The following is a 15,646-nucleotide window of genomic DNA, read 5'->3' as shown; positions in this document are numbered from 1 at the left end:
CCCGGGATCCTAGTAGATGCGGTACTTCTTGCCGCAGTTGTCGAACTTGCCGCCCCAGCAGGTGAAGGTGTAGACCTTCTTGATCCCGTGGCCCTTCCAGGCACCGGCGACCTTGCCGTCCCAGGAGCGGTTGAACTTGTGCCAGCCGCCGTTCTGGTAGTACTCGAACCAGACCCAGCCCTTCTTGCCGCCCTTCTTGTCGACCCCGTACCACTTCGTGTAGACCTTGCCGCCTTTGCTCCAGGTCTTGCCGAACGTGTAGGCGTTGTGATCGCTGGAGAAGAACTTGCCCCAGCTGCTGCCGGTCGTCGTGGTGGTGGTGCCGGCCTGGGTGGCGGCCTGGGCGGCCGGGGCGACGGCGAGGCCGGTGACGGCCATCGAGCCGACGAAAGCAGCGATCGCGAGGGTCTTACGCATTGGATTTTCTCCCCGTTCAGGTGTGCCGGTCGTTCCGGCAGCAGGGACATTACGGAGGTTCCAAGCGATGATCTGTGCAGGAGTCCACACACCGGAGGTGAGGAGTCCCACACATCCGGCGCGGGCTCCCGGACGATGCCGACCACTCAGGGCCAGCCCGCCCCGGGTACGTCGACCTGGGTGATGAGCACCTGACCGGTGCCGGGCGGTACCGGTCCCGTCTCAGACTCGGACAAGCCACGCCATTCGGCCGCCGTGATGAACAGCGTCGTCTTGCCGGGACCGCCGAGTGCGCAGGCGAAGCCGCCGCGATCCAGCGCGACGGTCCGCAGCACCGAGCCGCCCTCGGCGACACGCGCGCACCACTGGTTGGGCACGTCGGCATACCAGACGGCCCCCTGCGCGTCGACGCAGATGCCATCAGGGGTGCCCTCGCCGAGGTCGGCCCAGATGCGTCGGTTGGACAACTCACCGTCCGCGTCGATGTCGAAGGCCACCAGGCTGTGCCGGTACGAGTCCGCGACGATCAGGGTGGAGTTGTCCGGGGTCACCGCCATCCCGTTGGGGAACGCGATGTCGTCGGCCACCTGACGCACCGAGCCGTCCGCCGTGACCAGGCTGACGAAACCGGGCTTGAACTCCGCACCGGCCATCATGTCGAAGCCGATGGCGTTGACGTAGGCGTTGCCGCGGCCGTCCACCACGATGTCGTTCCAGACGGCCTTGCCGAGGTCGGCGTGGGTCGCCAGAGACCCGTCCGGCTCCAGGCGCAGCAGCCGTCCGTCGGCGGACGAGACGATCACCAGCCGGTCGTCCGGGAGCCAGGCGAAGCACAGCGGCAGTGTTCGCACCCGCGCGATCACCTCGTGGTTGCCGTCGAGGTCAACGGCGACAACCTCGCCGGCGGACCAATCGGAGAAATACAACCGGTCGTCATGCCAGCGCGGCGACTCGACCAGGCCTCGGCCGGTGAGCAACGTACGCACCTCGTTCATGGTCATCACAGATCCTTTCCGCTCCGGCGCGGCGCCGGCGTCTCAGCATCTGTACGAACGCCCATCGCTCAGATCGACAGAATGGGCTCAGCTGTCCTGGTGGACACGTCGGCCGCTGCGGCGATCTCCGGCCATAGCGTCACAGGTGCTGCATCGAATGCATTTGCACATTCGATGAACTTCCTGACCGTTCCACGTGGTGTCACGGGATGGAACGCCCGTGATGGAGAAGCGATTCATGGAACAGGGAGGGATCATGGCGGACTTCACCGCTATCAAGGAACGTCAGCGGCAGGCATGGGAGTCGGGTGACTACGCACGGGTCGGTGTGACCTTGCAGATCATGGCGGAGCGGCTGGTGGAGGCGGCCGGTGTGCGGGCCGGGCAGCGGGTGCTCGACGTGGCCTGCGGCCAGGGCAACGCGGCGATCGCCGGCGCACGGCGCTTCGCCGAGGCGACCGGCGTCGACTACGTGGCCGGCCTGCTCGATCAGGGCCGGCAGCGTGCCGAGGCCGAGCGTCTCGATGTGACGTTCATGGAGGGGGACGCCGAGCGGCTGCCGTTCCCTGACGCGTCGTTCGACGTCACGCTCAGCACGGTCGGCGTGATGTTCGCGCCCGACCAGGAACGTGCCGCGGCCGAGGTGGCGCGGGTGACGCGCCCGGGCGGGACGCTCGGGCTGGCCAGTTGGACGCCCGACGGGCTGGTGGGGATGATGTTCCGGGCGATCGGGGCATACGCCCCGCCGCCTCCGCAGGTCAGGTCGCCGATGTTGTGGGGGACGCAGGAACGGCTGCGGGAGCTGTTCGGCGACAAGGTCGAGTGGGTGGGGCTCGCCACGCGGACGTACGAGTTCTGCTACCGCTCGCCCGAGCACTTCGCGGACTGGTTCCTGGCGAACTACGGGCCGATCCACCGCCTGGGGAGCACGATGGACGACGCCACGCTGGCGAACTTCGCGGCGGACCTGGCCGAGGTGCCGAAGAAGTTCAACCGGGCCGACGACGGCACCGTGCTGGCGGCGGGCGAATACCTGGAGGCCGTGGGCATCCGCCGCTGACCGGTGTCCCCGGCGGCGGCCTGGGCGCGCCCTCAGGTGGTCGCGGAGCAGTCGCTCGTCGCGCGTGTCCGCCGCCCGCCGGTCGGCTGCCGGATGGGGCCTGTGATGCCGCTGGGAACCACCCAGCTCACAGGTCCCCATTGAACCCGGCCCGTTAGTGGCCCGTACCACCCGGGGAGCAACCGATTTTTGCGCCTCACAGATGGGGCACCCTGAAAGGGCCGATCATGAACAAGCGCACCCTCGCCCTCCCCGGCCTGGCCATGGCCACCGCACTGGTCGCCAGCTCCGTCAGCCCGGTCGCCGCCCAGGCAACCACCCCGATATACCTGGCGGCGTCGCTCACCGGCGAGAACGAAGTGCCCGTCGAGGGCATGAAAGTAGGCGACCCGGACGGCAACGCCCTCGCCGTGTTCCGGATCCACGGCAACCGCGTCGACTATGCCATCCGATGGCACAAGGTGAACGCGCCGAGCGGGTTCCACATCCACCGGGGTGAGGAAGGCGAGAACGGAGAGGTCAGAGTCCCGTTCTTCGGCGAGGCGCTGCCCCCTCAGCTCCACGCCGTCAAGGGCACGGTCATCGTCAAGGACACCAACCTGCTCGCCCGCATTCTCAACAACCCCGGAAACTGGTACGCCAACCTGCACAACGCCGAGTTCGCTGGCGGCGCCGTACGGGCCCAGCTGCACCGCGTCCGCCCGGTGGCGCTGGAGTCCGTGCTGGCGCACGGCTTCGGCCGCACGCTGACCACCCTGGCCGACGGGCGGCAGGAGGTGCCGGCGCCCGACACGAAGGTCGGCGACGGCAACGGCCGCGCCGCGTGGCTGGTGCAGCCCGCCGACGACGTGGTGTGGTTCGCCTCCGCCTGGAAGAAGATCGACAGACCGGTGATGGCGCACATCCACCGTGCGCCGAAGGGCAAGAACGGGCCTGTCGTGGTGCCCTTCTTCGAGGCCAAGAACGGCCTGCCGCCGAGCGTCAACGGCCTCGCGGGCCATGCGAAGACCTCGGAGGCGGTGTCCCAGCGCATCTGGAAGAACCCGAAGAACTGGTACACGAACCTGCACAACGCCAAGTTCCCCGGCGGCGCGGTGCGCGGCCAGCTCTACAAGGGCAACGACTACGAGGACACCTACGAGGGCAACGACTGGTAAGAAGCGGCCGGGGCCCACGCGCCGTGTGCGCGTGGGCCTGCCGGACGGGTCAGCCGATCGGCCGGGGAAGGCGGATCGTCAGGATGCGGCTGGTGACCCCGGAGTCCACCAGGCGGCCGTCCGCGCCGAAGGTGCCCATGCCGAAGTCGTTGTCGTTCGTGATGGCGATCGTTCTCGGGTCGACCAGCGCGACGCCCTCGATCTTGCCGGGCAGCCCGCCGATCGCCGCCAGGTCCACGGACAGCGACTTGGCCGCCACGGTGACGTCCGCGGGAAGCGACGCCTCAAGCGACGGCGTGGTCGCCGGGTCGTCGTGGACGCCGCCGAGGAGGTCGGTCGCCTTGCGGACAAGTGTGGGCTCGATGTCCCGCCGTCGAAGCACACATGAACAGACGAAGACGCCGGCGCCCGGTTGAGCACCCCGTTCCTTAGGAGGCGGATCCGCCCAGAGGGGGACACGGGATGCGGCGCTGGGCTGATGACCGCCCGCGGGCGGTGTCCCTAGGCTCCCGCTCATGGCCGACCTTCCCCCTTCCCCGGTCGCGGTCGCCGACGGCGGCACCGGGAGACGTACGACGTGGCCGGGCGCGATCGACTGGCTCGTCGCCGCCATGATCGGCCTGTTCGCGCTGACCGAGGAGCTGAGGAGCCCCGCGGACGTGCCCGACCGGCCGGCCCTGGCGTGGTGGCTGGGCGGCGCGCTGCTGACGGCGTTCCTGGTGCTGGTGCGGCGGCGGTTCCCGGTCGCGGCGGTGTGCGTGTTCACCGGGGCCAACCTCGCGGTGTTCCTGCTGGCTCACCAGCCGCCGGGGGCCTGGCAGTGGTACACCCAGGCCCTGCTGCTGTTCACCTTGCTGACCACGGTCCCGCTGCGCAGCCCGCACGGGGGCGCGGGGGTGGTCGTGCGGCGGCACGGGCCGCGGGCCGATCAGGCCGACGCGCGCAGCCAGGCGCCGGCCGCCCGCGAGTCGGCGGCCCGCGAGCGTGCCCGCATCGCCCGGGAACTGCACGACATCATCGCGCACAGCATGAGCGTGATGGTGATGCAGGCAGGAGGCGTACGGCTGACGCTGCCCCAGGAGCGGCGGCGCGAGCGGGAGGCGCTGGCCGTGATCGAGGAGACCGGCCGCGGCGCGGTGGACGAGCTGAACCGCATGCTCGGCCTGCTCCGTGCGCCGGAGCGCGACGAGACGGTCCCGCAGCCGACCCTGGACCGGCTGGCCGAGTTGGCCGCCCACGTGCGTTCGGCCGGGCTGGACGTCGCACTCCAGATCGAGGGCACGCCGCGGCCGCTGCCGGCCGGCCTGGAGGTGTCCTCGTACCGCATCGCCGAAGAGGCGCTGACGAACGTGCTCAAGCACGCCGGCCCCACCGAGGTCCTGGTCACCGTCACCCACGGCGACACGGAGCTGTGCCTGGAGATCGTCGACGAGGGGCCGCGCGACCGGCGCGCCGGCGCCGTGGTCCGCTCAGGGGGGAACGGCCTGACCGGGGTCCGGGAGCGGGTGGCGTTGTTCAACGGCGACCTCCACGCCGGGCCGCGGGAGGACGGGGGATACCGCCTGTACGCCGTCCTGCCGCTACCGGTCAGATCATGGCCTGTCCGGCCCTCCTGAACCTCATTCCTCGCATGGTCGGTCCAGCGCCTCTTGGCCCAGTGTCGGTACGGCGCCGCCTTCGGCACGTTCGATCGTGACCCCGGGCAGGCCCCTGGCCCAGCCGCCGGCGATCTCGGCGAGCCGGTCGGCGGCCGGCGGCGTGCGGCCCAGGCCTATGGCATAGCGTGCCGAGCGCGGGCTCGACTCGAACGGGCGCGGCCAGGCGTGCACGTCCGGCGCACCGGCCTCCTCCAGGGCCGCGAGCAGCTCCAGCATGCGGCCCCGGACACGACCGTGTGCCGCGTCGAACTCCTCGTCCCGGCCGGCGCGCAGGGTCAGCACGGCCCACGCCGAGTGCCGGCGGTGGAGGGGCGGCGGCGCGAGCAGGTCGGCGGAGCGGCCCTTCTCGGTGAGCTCCCATGCCTGGTAAAGCTCCTGCGCGAGCAGGTCGCGGCCGCCGGCGGAGATTTGGCGCGCGCAGTTGCGCATCGGGTCGCTCGGAGTCATCACCGTCATCGGCGCGGGGTCCGCCGCCGGGGCGGCGGGCGTCAGGGTGACGGGGTCTCGCCAGTCCCAGGCGGCCCAGGTACTGAAGAAGTCCTCCAGCAGGTCGCCGCCGTCGCGTACGGTGTGCGCCGCCAGCACTGTCCAGGCCAGCCCGGGCAGTCCGCCGAACGGCGCCGAGTCCAGGCCACGGGCCCGCGCCCACGCCTTCACCTGCCTGGCAAGACGGGCGAACCGGGCGTGCTCGGCGCCGACGGCGGCGCGTATCGCGTCCGCGTCGCTTACCGCGCTCAGGGCGAGCGCGGCCGCCTGGCCCAGCTCGGCGCGGCGGGACAGTGCCAGCGAGGGGGAGAGCGGTCCGGTGGCCACCACCGTCAGGTCGACGTCCAGGCCGTCCACGTGGAAGCGCAGGCCCGGCACCCTGGCGCCGATCACCTGCCGCACCCGGGCGGCGTCGGGGAGCGCCGCACGTACCCGGGCTTCGACCTGCGCCATGTCCGTCTCGCCGGGCAGCGCCGCCACCAGGTCCAGGTCCGCCGCCGGGAGCTCGCATCCCATGCGCCGTGATCCGGCGACGTGCAGGATCCCCGGACGCAGCGCCTCCGCGAGGCGTTGCGCGACCCGGCCGGCCAGGGCCGCCAGGTCCGGGGTCTCCGGGGCCGGCACGCGGGTCTCGGCCGCCCACCGGATCTCGCCCGTTCCCAAGGTGATCATCGCCCGTGGGCGCATGGGCTCGTCCGCCCGGCGGGACAACAGCACCACGTCCCCGACCTGCGCGGTCATCCCGTCGATCCGGATGGCGAGACGTCGCGGATCTTCGACGCGCCCGAGCGTCAGGTGCGGGATGAACCCTTCCGCGCGCCCCGTGCAGCCGGGGAAGCGCTGTTCCAGCGCCCGGCGCAGGTGGTGCCACGGCGCCGGGTCGTCGGCGGCGGGGTCGAGCCAGACGGTCGCGTCGTCCCGGTGACGGAAGGACCGAACCCCTTCCAGCCGCACGGAGAAGGGCTCGACCTCGGCGGCCGCCGCGGCCAGCAACGGCGCCGCCGCCTCGAACTCCGACTCGGGCACGAAACCGAAGAGCAGGTTGACATGCGGGGGCCACCGGTCGGCCCGCGGATCGTGCTCCCGGCGGACCTCCTGGATCGGCGGCCACAACTCCCATGGCGGTACCCACGCCACGGCCGTCCGTGCCGTCGGCGCCACGTCGAGCACCCCGGCGACCACGTCCCCCGTGAGGTCGAGGACCGCCTCCACCCCGTAGTGGTCCGAGATGTACAGCCCGTCGGAGCCAGGCGTGTCACCGCGCAGGGTCGCCGAGATCACCCGAGGCCGGCCGCGTACCAGGACCCGATCCAGCCGACCGGCGCGCCCGGACAGCGAGGAGATCGCCGCCAGCGGGTTGGCGCGCGGATCGAAGGTGGGGGTGCGGTCGCCGGACCCGTGCGCCTCCGTCCAGGCGTCCCGGAGCCCGAGCGCGGCGGCGGGGGCGTCGGTGCCGTCGTTGAAGTCGCCCACCAGGACCAGGTCACCGTCGACCCCGGCCAGCCCCTCGGCGATCCGGGCCAGTTCGGCCCGCCGCCTGGCCGCGCCGTCATCGGTGTGGTCGCTGGTCAGATGGGTGACGGCGACCACGAGGGGACCGCCGGCGGTGTCCACGACGATGGCGGCCACCGCCTTGTGCGGGCCGAGCTCGTGCCACGCCGCCTCGCGTACGGGCAGCCGGCTGAGCAGCAGCAGCCCGCTGTCGTCCACGTCCGCGCCGTCCGGGTCGGTGCCGACGGTGTAGCGGGCGCGTACCCAGGGAGCCGCCAGCAGCACGTCCAGCAGCGCGGGCTCGACCTCCTGCAGCGCGATGACGTCCGCGTCGGCCTCCTCCAGGGCCGCCAGCAGCAGGGGCCGGCGCCGGGCGGTGTCGATGAGCTCGCCGTCGTAACGATCCCACAGCGTGTTCCACGTCAAAACACGCAGGCCGGCCGCGGGCGCCGCGGGTCCCGGACCGGGCCGCCACCCGACGGCCGGATCCCAGGCGTGCGGGGCCCTGGCCGTGAAGAACGGCGCCCGCAGACTGCGCGGGTCCCGGGCCCGGCCGGCCGCACAGGTGTCGACCCGGTCCAGGCCGGTGGCGCGGTCCCACACCAGCTCCCCGTCCGCCTCGACGAACAGCACGCGGTGCCAGGGAATGTCCCCGCCCGGGGCGAAGGCGGGCAGCGGAATACGTTCGGGCGCGGCGCCCCGCTGGCTGACGCCCAGGACGAAACGCGACGGATCGAACCGCGGGTCCCAGCGGACCCGGTGGTAGATCTCCTCACTGGTACGCATCACGCCAGGACCCCGTCCACGTCTTCGACGGTTCCTGACGCGCCGACGTACCAGGTGCGATGGGCCTGCCCGGGGTACGGCGGGACGAACCGGCGCGCCTGGGCGGCGAGCACGTGCGGCGGCACCGGGTGGGCCCGCCGGTCGTTGCGCCGATGCAACTCGTCCTCCTCCACCAGCACGACCGCGTGGGTCGTCAGCGCGTCGCGGCGGCGCGCCACGGCGTGCACCACCGAGCGCTGGTGCTGGTTCAGCGACGTCGCGTCCCACACCACGGTGCCGCCACCGGCCAGCGCGGCGTCCAGCCGGTCCAGGCACTCTCCGAGCACCTGCCGGTTGTCCCGCTGGTCCGCCCGCGATCCCCGGGCCTGGCGCAGGTCGTCCAGCGACAGATGCGCGTCGATCCCCGGCAGGCTCGCCGCGAACGTGCTCTTCCCGCTGCCCGACGGCCCGACCAGGTGTACCAGCCGGGAGAACCGCCCCGGCCGCCACCGCCAGGTCGCCGCCACGGCCTCCTCGACCGTGGCGATCCGCCCCCTGGCGTACGCCTCGCGCGCCTCCGCCCAGCACCGGTCGGCCGCCTCCGGCTCGAGCCCGGCGAGCGCCTCCCGCAGCCCCGCCCGCAGCGGCTCCAACGGGTCCGGCCTGAGCAACCCGGCGTCCTCGGCGTGCAGCGCCGACCATTCGACCTGCTCACGTGCTTGGTCGTCCGCGCCGTCCGGCACGGCCGCGGCGACGGCGTGCAGCACCCCGAGATCGGCGGCGAACGCCATGCGCGCCAGCCCGGCCCGCCGGTCCTCGTCGGGGAACGGCCGGCGCAGGCCGGCGTGCAGCCCCACCAGATCCGCCACCCGCCGGGCCAGCGGCAAGCCGAGCGGCCCCGCCAGCCGGGCCGCCAGCCAGGCGCGCGGCATCGCGTGCAGCGCGGCGGCCAGCACCCCCGCCAGCCGGGCGTCACCGTACCGTCCGAGCACGTCCAGCCTGCCCGCCACGTCGGCCACCGCCGCCTGGGCTCCGGCCGGGTCCGTGACGGCGACGCCCACCGCGCCCAGCAGGGCGGCCACGTCGGCGTCCGCCCCCGCACGCACCGACCACAGCGCCGCGGCCGGGCCCAGGCCGTTCGGCACGACGGTGGCGTGCATCCAGTGCGTGTCAGTCCGCACGTGCTCCCGTCGCACCCACTTGGCCACCCGCCCGGCGAACTCGTCCCGCCCGAACCCGTCGACCGTCCGGACGACGTAGCCCTCCTGCCGCTCGGTGTCCAGCCGCAGCCCCCGCAGCGCCCGTTCGTCGAACACCCCCCGCCACAACACCGGCGGCGCCGGAACGCCCAGCCGCCGCAGGAAGACGACCGTGCGATCCCAGTCCAGGCACCGATCGCCGTCCCAGACCGAGAACCCGTAGAACCAGCTCTCCAGCTCCTGGTACGGGAGGGAGTGCCGGGCGTGGACGTTCTCCCCGCACACCCGCCATCCGGCCGGGATGCGCGCGCCGATCCGCCCTTGCAGGGACTTCACCCACGCCCTGGATGGGTGGTGCGCGGAGTCGAGGGATCGTGCGTGCATTCCGTCGGGGTACAGGGTGGTGTTCTCCCCGTCGAGCTTCTCGGTGACCACGACCTCGCGGCCCCGCAGCCCGGACAGGTCGCCCGTGCGCACGTCGTCCGGGGTCGCGCCCGGCGACCAGGGCAGATGAGGGGTCCGCGGATAGTGCACGCGCATGATCCCCTCCCCCTGACGCCTGGCGTCACTGTACAAGCGGCCAGGAAAGCGGATCTATCGAATATCAGGACCCTGAGACGGGAGGACCAGCTCCGGGCGGGTGGCGAGCAGCAGCCCGAGCGCGGCGTACCCGATGAGCAGGTGCCCACCGCCGACCCACCTGGACAGGCCCTCACCGAACAGCACGAACGACGGGACCGTCACGAGCGCCCAGCTCTCGGCGACCAGCGGCCACCACCGCGCCAGGCCTCGCCACCGGCCGGCGAAGGCGAGCTTCACGCTGATCGCGAACATGCCCAGCATGGACAGCGGCCAGCAGATGTCGAGCACCGCCAGCCAGGTGTCGTCCTGGACGCCATCCGGCAGGACGCCGTGCAGCAGGGACCAGACGCCGGCCAGGCCGAGCACGACCGCCTCGATCGTGAGCGCGACCGAGACGGCGCGCGAGGAGCCGAGGGCCCGCGTCCGGAACTGCACCCAGAGCAGGCAGAACACGCCCAGTTGGAAGAGCAGCCCGGTCAGGTCGCCGATCCGCCCGCCCACTCCCACGCCGGCCGGGCCGAAGACGAAGGTGGCCGCCGCCCAGGACAGCGCGCCGGCGGTCAGACCCAGGCCGAGGCGCCGCACGCCGTCCGCACTGATCGGGGTGGGGCGGGTGGTGGGCGCGCCGGGCGCGGGGACGTCTGTGCGGGCCCTGGCGGGTTCGTTGGTGATGTGCGCGTTCATCGAGGTTCCTTTCTCATCTCGTTGCGGGCTCTACGATCCGCGTCTGCCGTCCCGGGCCGGCAGGGCCACCGGTCCCTGATTCGGTCCTCGGCCTGTCGCACGTGTCCTGGGACACGTGTCCCGGGACAGAGGGACACAAAGAGGGCGACAATGCTCTGCGTGACAGAAAAGGGAACGCCGGCTCGCCTGGCCGGGGTGCTGGTGGGCTTCGTGGCCGTGCTCGCGGCCGGCGCGGTGGCGCTGGACGTCCACAACGCCGGCGCCGTGGCGGCGCCTGCGAGCGCGCTGGACTGGTACGGCTGGCCGTCGGCCCTGTCCGGCCTGGCCCAGATCGTGCCCGGGGCACTGCTGCTGCGGCGGCTGCCGCGCCACCCGGTCGCCTGGGTGCTGACCGCCTCCGGCGTGCAGTGGGCGCTGAACGGCTTCGCGTCCGCCTGGTCGGTGTACGCGATCTACGTCTCGCCGGGCGCGCCGGGTGCCTCGGCCGCTTACTGGTTCTACCAACGCTTCGGCGCCACGCTGCTGATCGGGCTGCCGCTGCTGATCCTGCTGTTCCCCGACGGCCGCCTGCCGTCCGCGCCCGCGTGGCGACGGCTGTCGATCGCCGGCCTCGCGCTCGCCGCGCTGCTGCCGCTGGTGAACGTGTTCGCGCCGACGTCGACGATGGCCCGCTACCACGCCACGCCGCTGCCCCCGGAGATCGCCCGGCTCGCTCTCGACCCGGTCAGCATCCCTCTGCCGTACGACGCCTGGCTGCCGATCATGCAGGTCGCCTACGCGGCCATGCCGGTGAGCCTGGTGGTGCCGTTCGCCGTCCTGGTGCGCCGCTACCGCGCCGCCGGCCCGGAGCGGCGGGCCCAGATCCGCTGGCTGACCTGGGCGGCGCTGCTGGACATGTTCGTGCTGCTGCTGGCGCGGCTGCTGCCCGGCGGGTTCGGCGTGGTGATGCTGTGGGCAGCGGTCACGCTGACCTCGTTCGCCGTGCTGGTCGCGGTGACCAAGTACTGGCTGTACGACATCGACCGGCTGCTGCCCGCGACGTTCCTGTACGGCGTGCTCGCCGCCCTGGTCGTGGTGATCGACGTCGCCGTGTTCACGGTGGCCGGCAGCGTGCTGGGCGAACGCGACTCGGCCCTTGTGGCGGTCGCCGTGGTCGCGGTGGCCTACGCGCCGCTGCGCGAGCGGCTGTGGCGGGCCGCGCGGCGGCTGGTACGCGGCAAGCGCGACGACCCGTACGCGATGGTCTCCACGCTCGCCCAGCGCCTCGAACTGGCCACCCACCCCGACGCGCAGCTGATGGCGCTGGCCAGGACGGTGACCGAGGCGTTCCGGCTCCCGTACGTGCGGGTGGAGATCGAACGGCCCGGCGGAGCACGCTCGGTGGTCGAGCACGGCTCCCCGCGCGGCCCGGCGGTGTCCCTGCCGGTCTCCTACCGCGAGGAGGCCGTGGGCCGCCTGGTGCTGTGCCGGGCCGACCTCACCGAACGCGACCAGCGCCTGCTCGGCGACCTGGTACGCCAGGCCGCCGCCGCGGCCCGGGCCAGCGAGCTCAGCGCCGACCTGCAACGCATCCGCGCCCGCCTGGTGACCACCCGCGAGGAGGAACGCCGCCGGCTGCGCCGCGACCTGCACGACGGCCTCGGCCCCAGCCTGGGCGCGGTCGCGCTGCGCATCGAGACCGCCAGGAACCTGGCCGCCGCCGCCCCCGCCGATTCCGACCGTCTCCTGGAGCAGGCCGCCGCCGACGTCGGCGTCGTGCTGGCCGACGTACGCCGCCTGGTGCACGACCTGCGCCCGCCGGCGCTCGACGAGCTCGGCCTGGTGCGCGCCGTCCAGCAGCAGGCCGACCGGGTCCGATCGGGCCGCCTGCACGTCGCCGTCTCGGCCGGCGAAGCGCTGGAGGGGCTGCCCGCGGCGGTGGAGGTGGCCGCGTACCGTATCGTGTCGGAGGCGCTGGCCAACGTCGTCAAGCACGCGGGCGCGGCCCGCTGCGACGTCGAGCTGACCGTGGCCGACGGCGCGCTGACGGTCCAGGTACGCGACGACGGCTCGGGCATCGGTCCCGACGTCGCGGCCGGGGTCGGCATGTTGTCGCTGCGCGAACGCGCGGCCGAGCTCGGCGGCGACTGCCAGGTGAGCTGCCCGCCGGGCGGCGGCACGCTGGTCCGCGCCCGCCTGCCGCTGGAGCAGATGATGGAGGCGACTGGTGTTCGATGAGCCGATCCGCGTGCTGCTGGCCGACGACCATCCGGTCTACCGGGACGGGCTCGCCCTGCTGCTGGGCTCGATCCCCGGCATCGACGTCGCGGGCACTGCCGCGACCGGGGCGGAAGCGGTGGAGAAGGCCGCCGACCTGCAGCCGGACATCGTGGTCATGGACGTCGGCATGCCCGGGCTCAACGGCATCGAGGCCACCCGGCGCATCGTCGCCGACAGCCCGCACATCGGCGTCCTGATGCTCACCATGGCCGAGGACGACGCCACGCTCTTCGCCGCCATGCGCGCCGGCGCCCGCGGCTACCTGCTGAAGGGTGCCAACCAGGCGGAGATCGTACGGGCCATCCAGGCCGTCTGCCACGGCGAGGCGATCTTCGGGCCGGCGGTGGCCCGCCGTGTGGCCGAGTTCTTCGCGGGGCCGGCCGCGGCCGCGCCGGACGACACCGCGTTCCCGCAGCTCACGCCGCGCGAGCGGGAGATCCTGTCGCTGATCGCGGCCGGCCGCACCAATCCGCAGATCGCGGCCGCGCTGGTGCTGTCGCCGAAGACCGTGCGCAACAACGTCTCCAACATCTTCGCCAAGCTGCACGTCGCCGATCGCGCCGAGGCCATCGTCCGGGCCCGCGACGCCGGCCTGGGCCGGTGACCCCTCAGCCGGGGCCGCACCCGTGACCGGCACCGTGATCCGTGCATTTCGCCGTGGACCGGGGCCACGCCATCGGCCCGCACCACCGCGCCTCCCCAGCAGTGGACAAGATCGTGCCCCACCTACAACCACGCGTTGACGGGCGCGCCGGCCGTCGACCGCAACGCGATCCGCGTTCTCAGCGTGCGGTGGCGAGGACGAGAGAGGCGATGGCCAGCACCAAGAAGCCTCCGGGCGCGGCGATGTTGTGGAACACGCGGGCGCGTACATGGACGGTGACGGCGCCGGCGAAGAACAGGACGAGCCCGGCGGCGGCGGCCACGCCGATGGGCCGAGCGCCGAGGAGCCCGAGGAGGAGCCCTCCGGCGCCGGCGGCTTTCAAGGCGCCGAGCAACGGGATCCAGGACGGCGAGATGCCCAGCTCACCCGAGTTGGCGAGGACGAATCCGGCCCGCGAGAAGTCGGCGGCGGCGGCCCAGGCGTTGGCCGCGATCGTCATGACGGTGACGACGACGTAAGCGCTGAACATTGGTTTGGCATCCCCTCAGCCGGAATCGCGGTGGACACCCCCAGACGGATGAGGGGATGGACGGCGTGACATGACCCGCGTGTGATCCGGCTCACATGCCGCCAGGTGGCGGACGCCCGGCCGGCCGATCGAGAGCCGGGGGCCGGGCGCCGGTGGACTGCAGGTTCCCAGGCCCGGTCGTGGTGGCGCCCGGGCCTGGGAACGTCCTCAGGCGGCGATGTAACGATCGCGCGCCGAGTCGTGGAGACGTCCCGGTGGCAGCTTCCGGCCGTAGGCGACCAGGAGGAGACGGAGCCGTTCTGCGGGGACCTGGCGGCCGATGCCGAGGGCGACCGTGATGTCCAGGCCATGGACCACATCGTGACCCAGCGCCCGCGGTCTTGATGTCCAATGTCGTGCTCTTTCGTGGAAGATCCGGCCAACGGTCGTTCGTCATGACACGGCCCTTTCCGCCGCCACCAGGGCGGCGCCCAGCTGCACCGCGACCACCCGGCGGATCTCGACCGGCGGCCCTGGGGAGTCGGCCTCGGCCTGGGCGTACCAGAGGTCGAAGCGCTCACCCAGCAGGCGGCGCTGCTCGCGGATGGCCGGAGTCGGGTTGCCGGCGGCCAGCTCGGCGTCCAGCATGCGCAGGAACGTCCCGAGCAGGCGCAGCCGCACCAGGTGAACGGCCTGCCGATGGCCGAACTCCTCGGCGACCGTGGCCGGCCGATCCAGGCCGGGCACGGACTCTTCCAGCTCGCCGAACCTGCGGAAGGCCTCCAGCGTGCCCTCGGTGGAGCGGCGGAACGGCGAGTGTACGGTCAGGTCGCCGGTGACGTCCCGCAGGCCCGACTCCAGCGTCTCGATCGCCTCCCGCCGGGCGGCCGCCGCCGCGGTGACGATCTCCCGGTACGGCCGTCCCGTCTCGCTCCGGTCGGACACGCGGTCGTCCACCCAGGAGGGCACCTCGGTCACCAGGTGCAGCGCGCCGAACCGTGCCGCGTAGTCGGCGCTGCTGCCGCCCGCGCCGAACACGGCGCCCACACGCGCCCCGTCCGGTACCCGGAATACGGCCGGCGCCATCGGCACGGCGCCGGGCAGCTCGGGGTCGCCGTGATGCAACGGGATGCCCTCCAGGCCGGGCAGACCGGCCAGCCGCTCGGCGAGCCCCGTCGTCGCGGTTGAGGTAGAAGAACGCGCCGTGGTACTCGCCGTTGTGCAGGGAGTAGACGAGGGACGGGCGTACCTCGTCCATGAGCCGCATCAGCGCCTTCGTCTCCGGCAGCGAGCGGTCGAAGGAGTAGTCCGCGCCGTCCAGCGGGAACGTCCACTCCACCTGGTCGGCCAGGTCGGGGCGGTAGAAGTGCTCGGCGTAGGCGCGGCGGTCGCCCGGCCTGGCGTACCAGGCCTCGTTGAGCCGGGCGCCGTCCGGGTCCGCGCACGGGACGAAGTGCCAGCGGCAGCCCAGCTCCGCCCGCAGTCCCGGGTCCGCGCACAGCAGCTTGACCAGCGCGATGATCGTCAGGGCGCCGACCGGCTCGTTGGGGTGCGGCCCGCCGATGACGACGGCGTCCGTGTGGCCGTCGCCGACGCTCAGCGCGTGCAGCGGCTCGCCGAGCCGCGAGGCGCCGATGCGGCGCATCCTGACCAGGCCGGGATGGGCGGCGGCCACGTCCTCCAGTTCGGCCCGCAGGGCGTCGACGGAGGGGAACGCGGCGTAGCCGGGCACCTGACTCATGTACTTGGCAACTTTCATAATGTGATTACGGTAATAATGA

13 protein-coding genes and 1 pseudogene are annotated in these 15,646 nt (G+C 72.8%); 5 read left to right on the top strand and 9 right to left on the bottom strand.

The window, feature by feature from the left end:
• Nucleotides 1-9: 9 nt before the first annotated feature.
• Together ACIBX3_RS02635 and ACIBX3_RS02630 are read right to left on the bottom strand one after the other, a co-directional pair.
• Nucleotides 10-417 carry a hypothetical protein gene (locus tag ACIBX3_RS02635; RefSeq protein WP_397112314.1) on the bottom strand — a complete coding sequence of 136 codons (408 nt, stop codon included), beginning with the start codon at nucleotides 415-417 and terminating at the stop codon, nucleotides 10-12.
• Between the two features lie 146 nt (nucleotides 418-563).
• Nucleotides 564-1,418 carry an SMP-30/gluconolactonase/LRE family protein gene (locus ACIBX3_RS02630; protein WP_397112312.1) on the bottom strand — a complete coding sequence of 285 codons (855 nt, stop codon included), beginning with the start codon at nucleotides 1,416-1,418 and terminating at the stop codon, nucleotides 564-566.
• A gap of 250 nt (nucleotides 1,419-1,668) precedes the next feature.
• Here ACIBX3_RS02630 and ACIBX3_RS02625 point away from each other — a divergent pair, with 250 nt between their 5' ends.
• Together ACIBX3_RS02625 and ACIBX3_RS02620 are read left to right on the top strand one after the other, a co-directional pair.
• Nucleotides 1,669-2,472: a class I SAM-dependent methyltransferase gene (locus tag ACIBX3_RS02625; protein WP_397112310.1), complete on the top strand. Its 804-nt coding sequence runs from the start codon at nucleotides 1,669-1,671 to the stop codon at nucleotides 2,470-2,472.
• A gap of 227 nt (nucleotides 2,473-2,699) precedes the next feature.
• Nucleotides 2,700-3,629: a CHRD domain-containing protein gene (locus tag ACIBX3_RS02620; protein ID WP_397112308.1), complete on the top strand. Its 930-nt coding sequence runs from the start codon at nucleotides 2,700-2,702 to the stop codon at nucleotides 3,627-3,629.
• A gap of 49 nt (nucleotides 3,630-3,678) precedes the next feature.
• On the opposite strand, the gene ACIBX3_RS02615 is transcribed toward ACIBX3_RS02620, so the two are convergent.
• Nucleotides 3,679-4,011, bottom strand: coding sequence for a hypothetical protein (locus ACIBX3_RS02615; RefSeq protein WP_397112306.1), 333 nt, complete (start codon nucleotides 4,009-4,011; stop codon nucleotides 3,679-3,681).
• 133 nt (nucleotides 4,012-4,144) lie between these two features.
• Here ACIBX3_RS02615 and ACIBX3_RS02610 point away from each other — a divergent pair, with 133 nt between their 5' ends.
• Complete coding sequence (locus ACIBX3_RS02610) at nucleotides 4,145-5,245, top strand: sensor histidine kinase (protein ID WP_397112304.1); 1,101 nt, start codon at nucleotides 4,145-4,147, stop codon at nucleotides 5,243-5,245.
• A gap of 3 nt (nucleotides 5,246-5,248) precedes the next feature.
• Here ACIBX3_RS02610 and ACIBX3_RS02605 read toward each other — a convergent pair whose 3' ends face one another.
• Genes ACIBX3_RS02605 through ACIBX3_RS02595 form a run of 3 tightly spaced genes read right to left on the bottom strand, consistent with a single transcriptional unit; the run spans nucleotide 5,249 to nucleotide 10,494 of the window.
• Nucleotides 5,249-8,050 (bottom strand): poly(A) polymerase, encoded by a 2,802-nt coding sequence (locus ACIBX3_RS02605; protein ID WP_397112302.1) that lies wholly within the window; start codon nucleotides 8,048-8,050, stop codon nucleotides 5,249-5,251.
• Nucleotides 8,050-9,768 carry an RNA ligase family protein gene (locus ACIBX3_RS02600; RefSeq protein WP_397112300.1) on the bottom strand — a complete coding sequence of 573 codons (1,719 nt, stop codon included), beginning with the start codon at nucleotides 9,766-9,768 and terminating at the stop codon, nucleotides 8,050-8,052. The genes ACIBX3_RS02605 and ACIBX3_RS02600 overlap by 1 nt, the downstream gene beginning before the upstream one ends.
• 54 nt (nucleotides 9,769-9,822) lie before the next feature.
• The gene (locus ACIBX3_RS02595; RefSeq protein WP_397112298.1) at nucleotides 9,823-10,494 is read right to left on the bottom strand and encodes a hypothetical protein; all 672 of its coding nucleotides are present in this window, start codon (nucleotides 10,492-10,494) and stop codon (nucleotides 9,823-9,825) included.
• A 159-nt stretch (nucleotides 10,495-10,653) separates the two neighbouring features.
• Between ACIBX3_RS02595 and ACIBX3_RS02590 the strand changes: the two genes are divergently transcribed.
• Entirely contained in the window at nucleotides 10,654-12,711 is a 2,058-nt protein-coding gene (locus ACIBX3_RS02590) for a sensor histidine kinase (protein ID WP_397112296.1), read from the top strand.
• The gene (locus tag ACIBX3_RS02585) at nucleotides 12,701-13,357 is read left to right on the top strand and encodes a response regulator (RefSeq protein WP_397112294.1); all 657 of its coding nucleotides are present in this window, start codon (nucleotides 12,701-12,703) and stop codon (nucleotides 13,355-13,357) included. The genes ACIBX3_RS02590 and ACIBX3_RS02585 overlap by 11 nt, the downstream gene beginning before the upstream one ends.
• Nucleotides 13,358-13,535: 178 nt before the next feature.
• On the opposite strand, the gene ACIBX3_RS02580 is transcribed toward ACIBX3_RS02585, so the two are convergent.
• The 3 genes and pseudogenes from ACIBX3_RS02580 to ACIBX3_RS02570 form a co-directional block, all read right to left on the bottom strand.
• Entirely contained in the window at nucleotides 13,536-13,886 is a 351-nt protein-coding gene (locus tag ACIBX3_RS02580) for a DoxX family protein (protein ID WP_397112293.1), read from the bottom strand.
• A gap of 432 nt (nucleotides 13,887-14,318) precedes the next feature.
• Complete coding sequence (locus ACIBX3_RS02575; protein WP_397113407.1) at nucleotides 14,319-14,990, bottom strand: hypothetical protein; 672 nt, start codon at nucleotides 14,988-14,990, stop codon at nucleotides 14,319-14,321.
• A gap of 124 nt (nucleotides 14,991-15,114) precedes the next feature.
• Nucleotides 15,115-15,510 (bottom strand): annotated as a pseudogene (locus tag ACIBX3_RS02570) (M14 family zinc carboxypeptidase); the annotation flags it as partial.
• Between the last annotated feature and the right edge of the window lie 136 nt (nucleotides 15,511-15,646).

This window comes from Nonomuraea sp. NPDC049480 (genome assembly GCF_044465905.1).
Classification (GTDB): Bacteria; Actinomycetota; Actinomycetes; order Streptosporangiales; family Streptosporangiaceae; genus Nonomuraea.
This window is presented reverse-complemented; position numbering and strand designations above follow the sequence as displayed.

What these genes read in the sequence shown, in the direction of transcription:
- ACIBX3_RS02630 (WP_397112312.1), bottom strand. Translation starts at nt 1,418, where the DNA reads ATGACCATGAACGAGGTGCGTACGTTGCTCACCGGCCGAGGCCTGGTC.
- ACIBX3_RS02595 (WP_397112298.1), bottom strand. Translation starts at nt 10,494, where the DNA reads ATGAACGCGCACATCACCAACGAACCCGCCAGGGCCCGCACAGACGTC.
- ACIBX3_RS02620 (WP_397112308.1), top strand. Translation starts at nt 2,700, where the DNA reads ATGAACAAGCGCACCCTCGCCCTCCCCGGCCTGGCCATGGCCACCGCA.
- ACIBX3_RS02605 (WP_397112302.1), bottom strand. Translation starts at nt 8,050, where the DNA reads ATGCGTACCAGTGAGGAGATCTACCACCGGGTCCGCTGGGACCCGCGG.
- ACIBX3_RS02610 (WP_397112304.1), top strand. Translation starts at nt 4,145, where the DNA reads ATGGCCGACCTTCCCCCTTCCCCGGTCGCGGTCGCCGACGGCGGCACC.
- ACIBX3_RS02600 (WP_397112300.1), bottom strand. Translation starts at nt 9,768, where the DNA reads ATGCGCGTGCACTATCCGCGGACCCCTCATCTGCCCTGGTCGCCGGGC.
- ACIBX3_RS02635 (WP_397112314.1), bottom strand. Translation starts at nt 417, where the DNA reads ATGCGTAAGACCCTCGCGATCGCTGCTTTCGTCGGCTCGATGGCCGTC.
- ACIBX3_RS02580 (WP_397112293.1), bottom strand. Translation starts at nt 13,886, where the DNA reads ATGTTCAGCGCTTACGTCGTCGTCACCGTCATGACGATCGCGGCCAAC.
- ACIBX3_RS02625 (WP_397112310.1), top strand. Translation starts at nt 1,669, where the DNA reads ATGGCGGACTTCACCGCTATCAAGGAACGTCAGCGGCAGGCATGGGAG.